Source organism: Caulobacter sp. SRI_008 (genome assembly GCF_057586355.1).
This window is the reverse complement of sequence record NZ_JBYCZS010000032.1, coordinates 46,695-60,194: the sequence shown is the minus strand read 5'-3', so window position 1 is coordinate 60,194 and position 13,500 is coordinate 46,695. Positions and strand designations below refer to the sequence as shown.

16 protein-coding genes, 1 pseudogene and 1 riboswitch are annotated in these 13,500 nt (G+C 68.3%); of the genes and pseudogenes, 6 read left to right on the top strand and 11 right to left on the bottom strand.

Annotated elements, in window-relative coordinates:
- A pseudogene (locus tag AC2YHT_RS23010) lies at positions 1 to 932 on the top strand (chromosome segregation protein SMC); the annotation flags it as partial.
- Between the two features lie 189 nt (positions 933 to 1,121).
- On the opposite strand, the gene AC2YHT_RS23005 reads toward AC2YHT_RS23010, so the two are convergent.
- Together AC2YHT_RS23005 and AC2YHT_RS23000 are read right to left on the bottom strand one after the other, a co-directional pair.
- Positions 1,122 to 1,913, bottom strand: coding sequence for a TSUP family transporter (locus AC2YHT_RS23005; protein ID WP_487292169.1), 792 nt, complete (start codon positions 1,911 to 1,913; stop codon positions 1,122 to 1,124).
- A 103-nt stretch (positions 1,914 to 2,016) separates the two neighbouring features.
- Positions 2,017 to 2,400, bottom strand: a complete 384-nt coding sequence (locus tag AC2YHT_RS23000) for a DUF6481 family protein (protein ID WP_487292168.1) — start codon at positions 2,398 to 2,400, stop codon at positions 2,017 to 2,019.
- 316 nt (positions 2,401 to 2,716) lie between these two features.
- On the opposite strand from AC2YHT_RS23000, the gene AC2YHT_RS22995 reads away from it, so the two are divergent.
- From AC2YHT_RS22995 to AC2YHT_RS22975, 5 genes are all read left to right on the top strand, one after another.
- Positions 2,717 to 3,088 (top strand): AtpZ/AtpI family protein, encoded by a 372-nt coding sequence (locus AC2YHT_RS22995; protein ID WP_487292167.1) that lies wholly within the window; start codon positions 2,717 to 2,719, stop codon positions 3,086 to 3,088.
- 5 nt (positions 3,089 to 3,093) lie between these two features.
- A complete protein-coding gene (locus tag AC2YHT_RS22990) occupies positions 3,094 to 3,852 on the top strand; it encodes a F0F1 ATP synthase subunit A (RefSeq protein ID WP_110120044.1) in 759 nt (252 codons plus the stop codon).
- Between the two features lie 48 nt (positions 3,853 to 3,900).
- Positions 3,901 to 4,125 (top strand): F0F1 ATP synthase subunit C, encoded by a 225-nt coding sequence (locus AC2YHT_RS22985; RefSeq protein ID WP_108505567.1) that lies wholly within the window; start codon positions 3,901 to 3,903, stop codon positions 4,123 to 4,125.
- 114 nt (positions 4,126 to 4,239) lie between these two features.
- Positions 4,240 to 4,773, top strand: coding sequence for a F0F1 ATP synthase subunit B family protein (locus tag AC2YHT_RS22980; RefSeq protein ID WP_110120043.1), 534 nt, complete (start codon positions 4,240 to 4,242; stop codon positions 4,771 to 4,773).
- A 13-nt stretch (positions 4,774 to 4,786) separates the two neighbouring features.
- On the top strand, positions 4,787 to 5,293 hold the full coding sequence (locus AC2YHT_RS22975) for a F0F1 ATP synthase subunit B (RefSeq protein WP_110120042.1): 507 nt from the start codon (positions 4,787 to 4,789) through the stop codon (positions 5,291 to 5,293).
- Positions 5,294 to 5,589: 296 nt separating this feature from the next.
- On the opposite strand, the gene AC2YHT_RS22970 is transcribed toward AC2YHT_RS22975, so the two are convergent.
- The 9 genes from AC2YHT_RS22970 to AC2YHT_RS22930 all read right to left on the bottom strand — a co-directional run bounded on the left by AC2YHT_RS22970 (position 5,590) and on the right by AC2YHT_RS22930 (position 13,322).
- Positions 5,590 to 6,024 carry a hypothetical protein gene (locus tag AC2YHT_RS22970; protein WP_487292166.1) on the bottom strand — a complete coding sequence of 145 codons (435 nt, stop codon included), beginning with the start codon at positions 6,022 to 6,024 and terminating at the stop codon, positions 5,590 to 5,592.
- On the bottom strand, positions 6,021 to 6,443 hold the full coding sequence (locus AC2YHT_RS22965) for a hypothetical protein (RefSeq protein ID WP_110120041.1): 423 nt from the start codon (positions 6,441 to 6,443) through the stop codon (positions 6,021 to 6,023). Before AC2YHT_RS22965 ends, AC2YHT_RS22970 begins: the two co-directional genes overlap by 4 nt.
- A 132-nt stretch (positions 6,444 to 6,575) precedes the next feature.
- On the bottom strand, positions 6,576 to 8,147 hold the full coding sequence (gene gcvPB / locus AC2YHT_RS22960) for an aminomethyl-transferring glycine dehydrogenase subunit GcvPB (RefSeq protein ID WP_487292165.1): 1,572 nt from the start codon (positions 8,145 to 8,147) through the stop codon (positions 6,576 to 6,578).
- Complete coding sequence (gene gcvPA / locus AC2YHT_RS22955; RefSeq protein ID WP_487292164.1) at positions 8,144 to 9,487, bottom strand: aminomethyl-transferring glycine dehydrogenase subunit GcvPA; 1,344 nt, start codon at positions 9,485 to 9,487, stop codon at positions 8,144 to 8,146. The genes gcvPB and gcvPA overlap by 4 nt, the downstream gene beginning before the upstream one ends.
- A gap of 122 nt (positions 9,488 to 9,609) precedes the next feature.
- The gene (gene gcvH, locus AC2YHT_RS22950; protein WP_487292163.1) at positions 9,610 to 9,975 is read right to left on the bottom strand and encodes a glycine cleavage system protein GcvH; all 366 of its coding nucleotides are present in this window, start codon (positions 9,973 to 9,975) and stop codon (positions 9,610 to 9,612) included.
- Between the two features lie 18 nt (positions 9,976 to 9,993).
- A complete protein-coding gene (gene gcvT / locus AC2YHT_RS22945) occupies positions 9,994 to 11,106 on the bottom strand; it encodes a glycine cleavage system aminomethyltransferase GcvT (RefSeq protein ID WP_487292162.1) in 1,113 nt (370 codons plus the stop codon).
- 154 nt (positions 11,107 to 11,260) lie between these two features.
- A riboswitch (glycine riboswitch) is annotated at positions 11,261 to 11,351 on the bottom strand.
- Between the two features lie 102 nt (positions 11,352 to 11,453).
- A complete protein-coding gene (locus AC2YHT_RS22940) occupies positions 11,454 to 11,840 on the bottom strand; it encodes a hypothetical protein (RefSeq protein WP_487292161.1) in 387 nt (128 codons plus the stop codon).
- Positions 11,841 to 11,844: 4 nt separating this feature from the next.
- On the bottom strand, positions 11,845 to 12,228 hold the full coding sequence (locus AC2YHT_RS22935; protein ID WP_487292160.1) for a hypothetical protein: 384 nt from the start codon (positions 12,226 to 12,228) through the stop codon (positions 11,845 to 11,847).
- 11 nt (positions 12,229 to 12,239) lie between these two features.
- Positions 12,240 to 13,322, bottom strand: a complete 1,083-nt coding sequence (locus AC2YHT_RS22930; protein WP_487292159.1) for a DNA methyltransferase — start codon at positions 13,320 to 13,322, stop codon at positions 12,240 to 12,242.
- Between the last annotated feature and the right edge of the window lie 178 nt (positions 13,323 to 13,500).

The following is a 13,500-nucleotide window of genomic DNA, read 5'->3' as shown; positions in this document are numbered from 1 at the left end:
TCGAGGACCGCACCGGCAAGGATCTCTACGACCTGCATGACGCCGTCGCCCGCATCGCCGCCGACCGCGCCGCTCGCGCCGCCGACCAGGCCGCAGGCGAGGCCCGCGAGCGCCGCGCCGCCCTGGTTGCTCGCCTGGACGGGGCCCGCGAACGCTTCGCCGAGATCGCCTCGAACATCCGCGAGAGCGCCCGCATGGAGCCCGAGGCCCTGGGCCGGCATCTGGCCGGCGAGGCCGTGGCCGTGCCGAAGGACGCCGCCGGCGTCGAGGCCCACCTGTTCGCCCTGGAGCGCGAGCGGGACGCCATCGGGGCGGTGAACCTGCGGGCCGAGGAAGAGGCCCAGGAATACGCCGGCCGCCTGGAGACCATGCGCATCGAGCGGGCCGACCTGTCGGGCGCGGTGGCCAAGCTGCGCGACGGCATCGAGGAGCTGAACGCCGAGGGGCGGGAACGTCTCTTGGCGGCCTTCGACGTGATCAACGGCCACTTCCAGACCCTCTTCCAGGCCCTGTTCGGCGGCGGCCAGGCCGAGCTGCGGCTGATCGAGAGCGACGACCCCCTGGAAGCCGGGCTGGAGATCTTCGCCTGCCCGCCCGGCAAGCGCCTGGCCAGCATGAGCCTGATGAGCGGCGGCGAGCAGGCCCTGACGGCCAGCGCCCTGATCTTCGGCGTCTTCCTGGCCAACCCGGCCCCGATCTGCGTGCTGGACGAAGTCGACGCGCCGCTCGATGACGCCAATGTCGATCGCTACTGCAATATGCTCGACGAGATGCGCCGCCGGACGCTTACGCGCTTCATCGCCATCACCCACAATCCGGTGACCATGAGCCGGATGGACCGCCTGTTCGGGGTGACCATGTCCGAGCGCGGGGTCAGCCAGCTGGTCAGCGTGGACCTGAGCACCGCCGAGGAGCTGGTCGCGGCGCAGTAGGGCGGAAGCCCCCGAAAGCGATCCCAATCCGTAAAATCCCCGCGAAAGCGGGGACCCAGGCTTTTTCTGAAGCCCCAGGCGCTCGACGATAAAACACCTGGGTCCCCGCTTTCGCGGGGATTTTACGGGGAGGGGAGCTTTCCCTCTCCTCCGGCCTTTCGGCCACCCTCTCCCGCAAGGGGAGAGGGATCAGAAGAGGGCGGCCACCGCATGCCGCAGCGGGTTGCTCGGATCGGCCAGCAGCTTCACGGCCATGGCGCAGGAGATCGTCACCAGCAGCGGCCTGATCAGCCGCGCCCCGAAGCGCACCGCTAGGCGCGAGCCCAGCTGGGCGCCGAGAAAGGCGCCGACGGCCATGGCCAGGCCGATCGGCCAGATCACCGCGCCCTTGAGGATGAACAGCGCCAGCGCTCCCACATTGCTGGCGGCGTTGGCCAGCTTGGTGTGGGCGGTGGCCTTCAGCACGCCGTAGCCGAGCAGGGTGACGATGGCGACCATGTAGAAGGCCCCCGCGCCCGGGCCGAAGATGCCGTCATAGAAGCCGACGATCGGCGCGATGAAGCCGGCGAACACCGGCAGGGCCAGGCGGGCCGGGCCGTCCTCGGCCTTCAGGGCCTTGGACAGGCCGAAATAGACGGCGATGACGATCAGCAATACAGGCACGAGCGCCGCCAGGACGCGCGGCGAAAGAAGGCTGGCGCACAGCGCGCCGGCAAGGCCCGCCAGGCCCGCCGCCAGGGCGATCGGCCAGGCGGTCTTCCAGTCGATTAGGTCGCGCTTGGCGAAGGCCCGGGTGGCCGAGACCGAGCCGAAGGTGCTCTGCAGCTTGCTGGTGCCCAGCGCCGCGATCGGCGGCAGGCCGGAAAGCAGCAGGGCCGGCAGGGTGATCAGGCCGCCGCCGCCGGCGATGGCGTCCAGGGTTCCGGCCACGAAGGCCACGCCGAACAGGATGACGAGCAGCTGGACGCTCAGATGTTCCATGGCGATCCCTACAAACGCGAAAAGCCGCCCGGGAGCCGGGCGGCGGCAGGCGGCGGGTGAAGGAAGGGGAGGCGGCCGATAGCACGTCTCCCCATCGTTCGGATCAGCCGATCAGGTGGGCCCACTGGTGGGCGCGCGAGGCCTTGCTGTTGCGGCCCAGGGCCTTCAGTTCTTCGCGGGCCGCGGCCTTTTCTTCCTTGCGGACGCGTTGCTCGGCGGCTTCGACAGCCTTGCGTTCCTTACGCTCGGCGCGCTTGACGGCCGCGATCTCTTCCTGGCGGGCCAGGGCTTCGAGGCGGGCGATTTCCTTGGCTTCGGCGCGGGCGACGCGAACGGCTTCCAGCTCGGCGGCGCGTTGTTCATCGCGCTTGTCGAAATCAGGATCCTGAACGGTGGCCTTCGGCTTGAACTTGGCCAGCATAGCCTTCTTGGCTTCCTGCTGGGCGGTGATGCGATCGGCGAATCCGGTGTTCTTCAGGTAGGACATGAATCTTCGTGCTGTTGGAGAGGCGCGCCTCCTAAACCCCAAAACGGCGAAAAAAGCAATTGGAGCCGCCACGCTCTTCGTCGGACGGATCGTCGCGCGCCGGGGGTATCGCCAGCGGCGGGGCCGTCCCGGAGACCCAGATTCCGCGGATTGGCTGACCCTGCGGAAATTCCCCCGTCAAAACAGTGTCTTGTGCAGTTTCTCCACAATCTTGACGCACCGCAGCGCGCCCTATAGGTTCCGCCGCGATCAAGCCGGCCGAAAAAGCGCCTTCTTCAGGCGCGTCTGCGGGCGCTTTCGGACCTGACCGCTTCCCATGCCCAAGGCCGACGAACCGAACGACGAGGCTTTCAAGAGCCTGGACGCTCGGCTCGACGCTTTCGAGGCGCGGAAGGCGGCGGAAAAGCCCGCCAAGGCGGCGGACGAGAAGGCTTCCCAGGACGGCTATCGCCTCCTGGCGGATTTGATCGGGGGCGTTCTGGTGGGGCTGGGCTTCGGCTGGCTGCTCGACCACTACGTCGGTACGGGGCCCTGGGGAATGATCGGCGGTCTGCTGGTCGGAACCGGTCTCGCGATATTCTCCGTCGTCCGCAAGGCGACGAAACTGAGCGCGCAGGCGTCCAAGGCCCAGGCCGAGGATGTACACACGGGAGGCGGGTCCACCGCCCCCAAACAGAAGAGAGACTAGGGCCGATGGCCGATCCGATGCACCAGTTCCAGATCCAGAAGGTCGTGGAACTGCCCACCGTGAACGTCTTCGGTCTTCCGATCGATCTGTCGATCACCAATTCGGTGGCCGCGATGCTGCTGGCCGCGACCCTGGTCGTGGCGTTCTACGCCGTCGCCGCCCGCCGCGCCGTGGTTCCGGGCCGCCTGCAGACCGTGGGCGAGATGCTCTATGGACTTGTCGACGGCCTGGCGGAGTCGATCATCGGCCACGACGGCAAGAAGTTCCTGCCCTTCATCTTCACCCTGTTCGCGTTCGTGCTGTTCATGAACCTGCAGGGCATGTTCCTGGTGTTCACCGCCACCTCGCAGCTGGCCGTGACCCTGACCCTGGGCCTGATGGTCATCCTGACCGTGGTCGCCGTCGGCTTCGCCAAGAACGGCCTGAAGTTCTTCAAGCTGTTCGCCCCGTCGGGCGTGCCGTGGCCGCTGTACTTCCTGCTGGTGCCGATCGAGATCCTGTCGTTCCTGATCCGTCCGATCACCCTGGGTCTTCGTCTTTTCGGCAACATGCTGGGCGGCCACGTAGTGCTGAAGATCTTCGCCGGTTTCGTGATCGCCCTGGGCGGTCTCGGCGCGATCGGCTGGGCCGGTTCGCTGCTGGCCCTTTCCTCCGTCGTCGCCCTGACGGCCCTAGAGTTCATGGTGGCCTTCCTGCAGGCCTTCGTGTTCGCGGTGCTTGCCTGCGTCTATATCAACGACGTCGTGCACCTCGACAGCCACTGATCACCCTTTTCTCTTCAACCTATCTCTGAATTCTCAAGGAGCCTCACAATGGAAGCGGAAGCCGCTAAGTACATCGGCGCTGGCCTGGCCATGCTCGGCATGATCGGCGCGGGCATCGGCCTGGGCGTCATGTTCGGCAACTATTTCCAAGGCGCGCTGCGTAACCCGACCGCCGCCGCTCAAGAGCGTCCGATGCTGTTCCTCGGCATGGCGCTGACGGAAGCCCTGGGCATCTTCGCCCTGGTCATCGCCTTCCTGATCCTCTTCTCGTAATCCTCTGAGCGCGGCGACGGTCGGTTCCCGGCCTTCGCCGCGCTTTGATCTTTAAGAACCGAGCCTGCTCGCCCGTTTCGGGCCGCAGGCGCTAGCTGAGAGGCGCCCTCGCCCATGGCGACGGAAAATCACGGCACGGTCGCGACGACTGAAGCCCCCGGACACGAAAGCGGCGGTCTTCCGCAGCTCCAGTTCCAGCACTGGGGCGGTCAGATCGTCTGGCTGCTGCTCATCTTCGCCGTTCTCTACATCGTGCTGTCGAAGGGCCTGCTGCCCCGCGTCAGCGGCGCGATCGACGAGCGCGGCGCCAAGATCGCCGGCGACATCGCCGACGCCCGTCGTCTGAAGGACGAAGCCGAGGTGCAGGCCCGCGCGGCCGCCGCCGAGGTGGCCGAGGCTCGCGCCAAGGCCCAGAAGACCGCGGCTGACGCCAAGGCCCAGGCTTCGGCGCAAGCCGCCGAGCGCCAGGCCAAGGAAGAAGCCGTGCTGGCCGAAAAGCTGGCCGCGGCGGAAGCCTCGATCCAGGCCGCCCGCGACGAGGCCATGAGCCACGTCCGCACGGTGGCCGAGGAGACGGCCGGCGCGATCGTCGAGAAGCTGACGGGCAAGGCGGCTTCGGCCGCCGAGCTCAAGACGGCTCTGGCCTAAGGAGTAGCGGACCATGGAACACGAATCCCTGTTCAGCTTCTCCAACCCGGAGTTCTGGGTGCTGGTCGCCCTGGTGATCTTCTTCGGCCTGCTGGTCGTTCTGAAGGTCCTGCCGGGCGCCCTGTTCGGCGCGCTTGACGGCTACGCCGCCAAGATCCAGGCCGAACTCGACGAAGCCCAGAAGCTCCGCGAGGAGGCGCAAGCCCTGCTCGCCGAGGTCAAGGCCCAGCGCGAGGAAGCCGAGCGCCAGGCTTCGGCCATGCTCGAGGCGGCCAAGGCGGACGCGGTCCGTCTGGCGGCCGAGGCCAAGGAAAAGCTCGAGGAGCAGATCACGCGCCGCGCCCAAATGGCCGAGCGCAAGATCGCCCAGGCGGAGGCCCAGGCCGCCGCGGACGTCAAGGCCGCGGCCGTCGATCTCGCCGCCCAGGCGGCCGAGGCGGTGCTTCTGGCCCGCGTCGGAACCGGCGCCGACCCTCTGCTCGACGCGGCCATCGGCCAGATCGGCAGCAAGCTGCAGTAGTCCTCTTTGGACGGCTGAAAGATCGAAGGCGCGGCTCGCAAGGGCCGCGCCTTTTTCGTTCTGGATCCCTCTCTCATCGAGAGAGGGAGGGGCCCACGCGGAGCGTGGGAGGGTGAGAGGTTACAGTCTGTCCGGACAAGGTACGGGCGGAGCGGAGATCACCCCAGGGGGCGGATAAGCCCCTCGAAGAACGAGCGATGCAGGGATCGAGGTTCGCCGGCCAACGGTGAAACCTCTCACCCTCCCACCGCCTGCGGCGGCGGGCCCCTCCCTCTCTCTAAGAGAGAGGGTTCTGACTAGGCCGCTCGCTTCCTCAGCCACTTCCGCACAGCCTTGCGCCCCCGCTTCAGCACCCGCCAGGCCGGCCGGCGCAGGAACACCTTCTCGCTCCGCAGCAGCTGCTGCCAGGCTACCAGCAGGATCTCCGGCTCGCGGCGCATCAGCCTCCGGATCGGGAAGATCAGCTTGGGGTGGCGCTTCTGCCAGCGGATGAAGCGGCGGCGGGCCTGGAACGAGTTGCGCAGCACCACCATCAGCCCGATGACCAGCAGCGGCAGGCCGACGTGGCCGGGCAGGGGCGTGAGGATCGCCCCGGCCAGTAGGATCAGGCAGCCCAGGGCGATCAGCAGCAGCCGCGCGACGCGGGCCAGGGTCTCGCGAAGGACGAAGGCCAGTCGCCTGCGGCGCAGGCTCGACAGGCGACGGACGACCCTTGGGTCGCGGGGGCTCACTGGCCGCGCGGGTTGACCTGGCCCCGGCGCTTGAAGGACTTGCGCCAGCGCTTGGCCACCCGCCAGCGGCGCGGCACGACCAGCTTCTCGATGCGCAGCACCTGCTGCCAGGCCACCAGCACGACTTCCGGCTCGCGACGCAGCAGGCGGCGCAGCGGGAAGACCAGCTTGGGGTGGGCGTGCTGGAAGCGCACGAACTGCTTGCGGGCCTTGAACGAGTTACGCAGCACCAGCATCAGGCCGATGACCGTCAGCGGCACGCCCATGGGGCCGGGCAGGGGCGCGATCAGAAAGCCCGCGGCGATGAACACCAGGCCCAAAGCCACCAGCAGGCCGCGAATAATCCGGCCGAGAAGCTCGCGGGCGAGTTCGTCGGCGGCGGAGAGGCGCACGGGCGTCATGGCGATGGCGAAGTTCATGGGGGGCTGAACGGGGTATGTGGTCCGCCGGTTTCCGACAAAGCGCCGGCCCCCTCTTCCCACACGGTGCATATGGAAACGGGGCGCCCTTCCGTAAAGGCGCCCCGTTCCGCTTTCGTGCCTGTGTTGCGCCTATTCCGCTGCGAGTGGCGCGGGGGCAACAGGTTTCCACTTCAACTTCGGCTTTCGCGCCGCCAGGGTCTCGTCCAGACGCTTCAGCGGGGCCAGGTGCGGGGCGTTCTTGAACCGCGCGACCTCGCCGGCCTTGGCCGATTCCGCGAGCAGACGGAGGGCTTCGATGAAGCGGTCGAGTTCGGCCTTCGACTCGGTCTCGGTCGGCTCGATCAGCATCGCGCCATGCACCACCAGCGGGAAGTACATGGTCATCGGGTGGAAGCCCTCGTCGATCATCGCCTTGGCGAAATCGAGCGTGGTGACGCCGGTGCCTTCCAGCCAGGCGTCGTCGAACAGCGCCTCGTGCATGCACGGGCCTTCGGGGAAGGCCGGGCTCATCAGGTCCTTGAGGCGGGCCTTGATGTAGTTGGCGTTCAGCACCGCGTCCTCGGCAACCTGGCGCAGGCCGTCGGCGCCGTGGCTGAGCATGTAGGCGTAGGCGCGCACGTACATGCCCATCTGGCCGTGGAAGGCGCTCATCCGGCCAAAGGCCTGGGCGGCGACGCCCTCGGCTTCCTCGATCAGCTTGTAGCCGCCGTCGTCATGCACCACCCACGGAGTGGGGGCGAAGGGCGCCAGGGCCTCGCTCAGCACCACCGGACCCGCGCCCGGACCGCCGCCGCCGTGGGGCGTCGAGAAGGTCTTGTGCAGGTTGATGTGCATGGCGTCGACGCCCAGGTCGCCCGGGCGCACCCGGCCGACGATGGCGTTGAAATTGGCGCCGTCGCAGTAGAAGTACGCGCCCGCCGCGTGGGTCAGGCGGGCGATCTCCACCACGTCCCGCTCGAACAGGCCGCAGGTGTTGGGGTTGGTGACCATGATCGCCGCCACGTGGTCGCCGAGCTTGGCTTCCAGGTCGGCGAGGTCGACACGGCCGTCGTCGGTCTGGGCGATCTCGACGACCGTATAGCCGCAGAAGGCCGCCGTGGCCGGGTTGGTGCCGTGAGCGCTGGTCGGGGCCAGCACGGTCTTGCGGTGGCCGTTGCCGGCCGCCTCGTGGGCGGCGCGGATGGCCAGCAGGCCGCACAGCTCGCCGTGGGCGCCGGCCTTAGGCGAAAGGGCGACGGCGGGCATGCCCGTCAGGGTCTTCAGCCAGTGGGCCAGGTTGTCCATCAGCTCGATGGCGCCCTGCACCGTCGACTGCGGCTGCAGCGGGTGGATGTCCGACAGGCCCGGCAGGCGCGCCATCTTCTCGTTGAGGCGCGGGTTGTGCTTCATCGTGCACGAGCCCAGCGGATAGAGCGCCAGGTCGATGGCGTGGTTCTTCTGGGACAGGCGCACGTAGTGGCGCACGGCTTCCGGCTCGCTCAGGCCCGGCAGGCCGATGGCGTCGTCGCGGGTCAGGCCGGCCAGGGCGCTGTCGGCGGCGACGGCGTCCGGCAGGTCGACGCCGGTCTTGGTCCAGCCGCCCAGTTCGAAGATCAGCGGCTCGTCCTGCAGCAGGCCACGGCCGCCCGACAGGGAGGCGAAGCCGGCGTCGTCATTGGAAGCTTCGGGACGGGTGGGACGTCCGACATTGTTCATGCTCATTGGACGGCTCCGGCCAGCAGCTTGGCGAAGAAGGTGATGTCGGTGTCGAGCGTGGTCTCGGTGGTCGCGACCAGCAGCACGTCGTCCAGGCCCGAGCCCGGCTCCAGGCGCGAATAGGGCACGCCGGCGATGACGCCGTGGGCGGCCAGGGTCTCGACGACCTCGGCGGCGTCCTTGGGCAGGCGCACGGCGAACTCGTTGAAGAACCGCGGCGTCAGGATCTCGACGCCGGGGATGGCCGCCAGGGCCTTGGCCGTGGCCAGCGCCTTCTGGTGGTTCAGCGAGGCCAGCTGGCGCAGGCCCTGCTCGCCCAGCAGGCTCATGTGGATCGAGAAGGCCAGGGCGCACAGGCCGCTGTTGGTGCAGATGTTCGACGTGGCCTTGTCGCGGCGGATGTGCTGCTCGCGGGTCGACAGGGTCAGCACGAAACCGCGCTTGCCGTCGGCGTCCACGGTCTCGCCGCAGAGGCGGCCGGGGGCCTGGCGGACGAACTTTTCCTTGCAGGCGAAGAGGCCGACATAGGGGCCGCCGAAGTTCAGGCCGTTGCCGATCGACTGGCCCTCGGCCACGGCGATATCGGCGCCCATGGCGCCCGGCGACTTCAGCAGGCCATACGAGACGGCCTCGGTGGTGACCACGATCAGCAGGGCGCCGGCTGCGTGGGCGGCCTCGGCGATCTTGGTCACGTCGGTGGCCGTGCCGAAGACGTTGGGGGTCTGGACGACGACGCAGGCCGTGTCGGCGTCGATGGCGGCGATCACCGCGTCCTCGGCGTCGATGGCGGCCGGCAGGCGCAGGGTGGTCACGCCGGCGGCGTGGGCCAGGGTCTCGACCGCGCCGACATAGTGCGGGTGGACGCCGCCCGACAGCACGGCCTTGGTCTTGCGGGTGACGCGCTGGGCCATCATCACGGCCTCGGCCGTGGCGGTGGAGCCGTCATAGAGCGAGGCGTTGGCCACTTCCATGCCGGTCAGGGCGGCGACCTGGCTCTGGAACTCGAACAGCACCTGCAGCGTGCCCTGGGCGATTTCTGGCTGGTAGGGCGTGTAGCTGGTCAGGAATTCCGACCGCTGGATGATGTGGTCGACCGTGGCCGGCACGTGGTGGCGATAGGCCCCGGCCCCGACGAAGAACGGCCCCTCGGCGGCCGAGCGGTTGCGGCGCGACAGCCGGAGCATCTCGCGCTCGACTTCCAGTTCGCCGGCGTGATGGGGCAGGTCCACAGGCTCGCTGCGGCGGGCGACGGCCGGCACGTCGACGAACAGCTCGTCGATCGAGCCCGCGCCGATCACGCCGAGCATGTCGGCGCGGTCTTCGGGGGTCAGGGGGAGGTAGCGCATGAAAAGCTTCCGCAGCGAACTCCCTTCCCCCTTGATGGGGGAAGGGCCGGGGATGGGGTGGTAGCGGCGGTGGGGTCACCCCCACCCCTGCCCCTCCCCCATCAAGGGGGAGGGGTTCTGGGTCAGAGCGTCGCCAGGAACGCCTCGTAGGCGTCGCGGTCCATCAGGGCGTCGACCTCGGCCGGGTTGGAGAGCTTCAGCTTGGCGAACCAGCCGCCGCTTTCCGGCACGGCGTTGACGGTTTCCGGCGCATCGCCCAGCTCGGCGTTGGCTTCCACGACTTCGCCCGACACCGGGGCGTAGACGTCGGAGGCGGCCTTGACGCTCTCGACGACGGCCAGGCCTTCGCCCTGGGCGACCGTCTTGCCGACTTCCGGAACTTCGACGAACACCACGTCGCCCAGCTGCTCGGCGGCGTAGGCGGTGATGCCGACGGTGGCGATGTCGCCTTCGACGGCGACCCATTCGTGATCTTTGGTGAAGCGCATTGTCCTGGCCCTCTGGATTTAAAGTTTGCGCACGTAGCGGGTGGGAACGAACGGGGAGGCGACGACCTCGGCGGCCGCCGGCTTGCCCCGGACGATGACTTTCAACTGCGACCCGAGCACGGCGTAGGCCGGGGGCACGAAACCGATGGCGATGGCGCCGCCGAAGCTGGGGCCGAAGCCGCCGCTGGTGACCTTGCCGATCACAGCGCCGTCGGCGTCGGCGATCTCGGCGCCTTCGCGGGCCGGGGCGCCTTCCAGCACCTTGAGGTTTACGCGGACGCGCGACAGCTCGCCGGCCAGTTCCTTGGTGATGCGCGCCGCGCCCAGGAAGTCGCCGGCCTCGCGGCGGCTCTTGCCGACGGCGAAGTTCAGGCCGGCCTCGATCGGCGAGACGGTCTCGTCCAGGTCGTGGCCGTAGAGCGGCAGGCCCGCTTCCAGGCGCAGGCTGTCGCGGGCGCCCAGGCCGATCGGCTTGACGCGCTCGTCGGCCAGCAGGGTGTTCCAGACGCGCTCGGCGGCGTCGGCGGGCACCGAGATCTCGTAGCCGTCCTCGCCGGTGTAGCCCGAGCGGGAGATGATGGCGTCGACGCCAAACGCGGTGAGTGCGCGGGCGTCCATGAACACCATCTGCGCGGCTTCCGGCACGTGGGCGGCCAGCACGGCGGCGGCCTCGGGGCCTTGCAGGGCCAGCAGGGCGCGGTCTTCCAGGCGCGTGACGGTGGCTTCGCCGGCCAGCTCGCGGGCGATGATCGCGTAGTCGTTGTCCTTGCAGGCGCCGTTGACCACGACGAACAGACCATCGTCGTCGGGACGGGCGGTCATCAGGTCGTCGATGATCCCGCCGTCGGCGTTCAACAGCACGCCGTAGCGCTGCTTGCCGGCCTTCAGGCCCTGGTAGTCGGCCGAGACCACTTTCTCGAAGCTCTTGGCGGGGTTTTCGCCGCGCAGCCGGGCCTGGCCCATGTGCGAGACGTCGAACAGGCCCGCGTGCTCGCGGGTCCAGAGGTGCTCCTTGAGCACGCCGTCCTTGTACTGCACCGGCATGTGGTAGCCCGCGAACGGAACCATGCGCGCGCCGGCGGCGACGTGCGCGTCGTAGAGCGGGGTCTTCTTGAGGTCTTCGGTGGACACGCGGAGGGCTCCAAACGGGGACGGCGCTGCAAGCCCGGCTTTCGCCTGGCGATAGCGCCCCCGCTGTCCCTTTGACCTGAGAGATTCCGGACCTGAAACAGGCCCTTGCTCCTTCGGCGGGCAGCTCTCGCAAGCTGCCACTTTCCAGCGTTCCTAAACCCGCGCGGTCCTTTTGCCTGAGCGTTTCCGGGGCGGTTGCGCCTTCGGCCTCGGGAGCGAATCCCGACGTCTCCCGCGAGGGTCAAGGCGGTCAATGAGCGAGGCGGGGGAGGGAGTCAAGCGCGGCCGAGATCTGGGCGGGCGGGGATCTGGCGACGCCGGGATTCAAGGCGCGTCGCGGCTTGGCTTCAGGCCAGCCGCTTCACCGTCGGTGGATAGAGAGAGGCCACCTCGATCAGCGCCTCGTGGGTGCAAAGCGCCCAGTGTCGCAGCACGTTCGGCGGATCGGGCGGAAAGCCCTGCATGGCGGCGACGTAATAGGGATCGGCATGGCTGCCGGCGCGGATGAAGGTCAGGAACGGGCTGTCGGGTGGTTCTTCGACCAGCGTCTGGGTGCTTGGGCCGCCGGTGGGAAACGGGTCGCCCCGCACCAGAACGCCAACCGTGACCTCCCAGCTGAGTTCGAAGGTCTCGCCCTCCGCGGCCTCGACGACCAGCCGCAGGCCGCGATCGGAGATCACTTCGATCTCCATCAGCGAAGGCGGAAAGGGAATATCGGGCAGCGCTTCGTCCACGGGTTCAAGCCTTGGTGCGGCCACCCTGGCCGATGAAGCCGACGATCAGGAACTGCAGCACCGCGCCCATGGCCACGCCCAGCAGGGTGACGCCGAGCCAGGTGGTCGCCTTGGCCGCGGGGCCGACGCCCGCGCTTCCGACCCAGAGATAGACGCTCCAGAGGACCGCCGCGCCGACCACGGGGCCGATGAAGGCGAGGTTGGCCTTCGGACCCAGCCGGCGGCGGGCGATGAGCACCAGTATGGCGCAGCCGACCGCCTCGATCAGCGGGCCGACCAGGCTGACCGGTCCCTTGTCGGGCACGGCCGGGCCGCATAGCACCGTCAGTCCGATGGCCAGGCAGCCGATCGTCCAGTAGCGGCGAACGCCGATGGGGCCTTCTTTCACGCCGGATCCGGTCAGGCGTGGGGCATGCTGGCGCGCACCTGGGCGCGCAGGACGTCGATGGGGGCCAGGCCCGCGTCGGTCTTGAAGTGCCAGTAGGTCCAGCCGTTGCAGGCCGGGGCCGACTGCACCATGGCGCCGATCTTGTGGATCGAGCCCGACAGGTCGCCGACCGCGATCGAGCCGTCCGGACGGACCTTGGCGACGTGGTTGCCCTTCGAGCAATAGAGGGTGTCGCCCGGATGCAGCAGGCCGGCCTCGACGATGGTGCCGAACGGCACGCGCGGCTCGGACCGCTTGCTGCCCATCACTTCCAGGTCCTGCGGAGCGATCGGGATGACCTTGGCGATCCGCTCCTTGGCGTGGCCGACATATTCGGCCTCGCGCTCGATGCCGATGAACTTGCGGCCCAGGCGCTTGGCGGCCGCGCCGGTGGTGCCGACGCCGAAGAACGGATCCAGGATCACGTCGCCCGGCTTGGTGGTCGACAGGATCACCCGGTAGAGCAGGGCTTCCGGCTTCTGGGTCGGGTGGGCCTTGTTGCCGTCGGCGCCCTTGATGCGCTCCTCGCCGGTGCACAGCGGGATGGTCCAGTCCGAGCGCATCTGCACTTCGTCATTGGCCATCTTCAGGGCGTCGTAATTGAAGGTGTAGCGCTTGGCGTTCTGGCTCTTGGAGGCCCAGATCAGGGTCTCGTGGGCGTTGGCGAAGCGGGTGCCCTTGAAGTTGGGCATAGGGTTGGTCTTGCGCCAGATGACGTCGTTGAGGATCCAGAAGCCCAGGTCCTGCACGGCCACGCCGACGCGGAAGATGTTGTGGTAGCTGCCGATCACCCAGATCGCGCCGTCGTCCTTGAGGACGCGGCGGGCGGCCTTCAGCCACTCGCGGGTGAACTTGTCGTAGGCGGCGAAGCTTTCGAACTGGTCCCAGTGGTCGTCGACCGCATCGACCTTGGAATTGTCTGGACGCAGCAGGTCGCCGCCGAGCTGCAGGTTGTAGGGCGGATCGGCGAAGATCAGGTCGACCGACTTCTCGGGCAGGGCGTTCATCGCCTCGATGCAGTCGCCCTGGATGATGGTTTCCGGCCCGAAGGACATGTCCGCTTCCCTGAAAAACACCCAAGGGAATCATGGAGTCCCGTGGTTACCCGGGAATGAACGGTCATGGTTAGCCGACGGTTAATCGCGAATCCGAAATCGGTTAACGATGCTTGATGTTCCTGTAATGTTCCGTATTGTGGACTCGACCGAGACGCGAAGAGGCGGGACGAGGGGG

Bases quoted from the DNA above. Each gene is read 5' to 3' on its own strand.
- AC2YHT_RS23005 (WP_487292169.1), bottom strand. From the start codon at position 1,913: ATGGAACATCTGAGCGTCCAGCTGCTCGTCATCCTGTTCGGCGTGGCC.
- AC2YHT_RS23000 (WP_487292168.1), bottom strand. From the start codon at position 2,400: ATGTCCTACCTGAAGAACACCGGATTCGCCGATCGCATCACCGCCCAG.
- AC2YHT_RS22995 (WP_487292167.1), top strand. From the start codon at position 2,717: ATGCCCAAGGCCGACGAACCGAACGACGAGGCTTTCAAGAGCCTGGAC.
- AC2YHT_RS22990 (WP_110120044.1), top strand. From the start codon at position 3,094: ATGGCCGATCCGATGCACCAGTTCCAGATCCAGAAGGTCGTGGAACTG.
- AC2YHT_RS22985 (WP_108505567.1), top strand. From the start codon at position 3,901: ATGGAAGCGGAAGCCGCTAAGTACATCGGCGCTGGCCTGGCCATGCTC.
- AC2YHT_RS22980 (WP_110120043.1), top strand. From the start codon at position 4,240: ATGGCGACGGAAAATCACGGCACGGTCGCGACGACTGAAGCCCCCGGA.
- AC2YHT_RS22975 (WP_110120042.1), top strand. From the start codon at position 4,787: ATGGAACACGAATCCCTGTTCAGCTTCTCCAACCCGGAGTTCTGGGTG.
- AC2YHT_RS22965 (WP_110120041.1), bottom strand. From the start codon at position 6,443: ATGAACTTCGCCATCGCCATGACGCCCGTGCGCCTCTCCGCCGCCGAC.
- gcvPB (WP_487292165.1), bottom strand. From the start codon at position 8,147: ATGAGCATGAACAATGTCGGACGTCCCACCCGTCCCGAAGCTTCCAAT.
- gcvPA (WP_487292164.1), bottom strand. From the start codon at position 9,487: ATGCGCTACCTCCCCCTGACCCCCGAAGACCGCGCCGACATGCTCGGC.
- gcvH (WP_487292163.1), bottom strand. From the start codon at position 9,975: ATGCGCTTCACCAAAGATCACGAATGGGTCGCCGTCGAAGGCGACATC.
- AC2YHT_RS22930 (WP_487292159.1), bottom strand. From the start codon at position 13,322: ATGTCCTTCGGGCCGGAAACCATCATCCAGGGCGACTGCATCGAGGCG.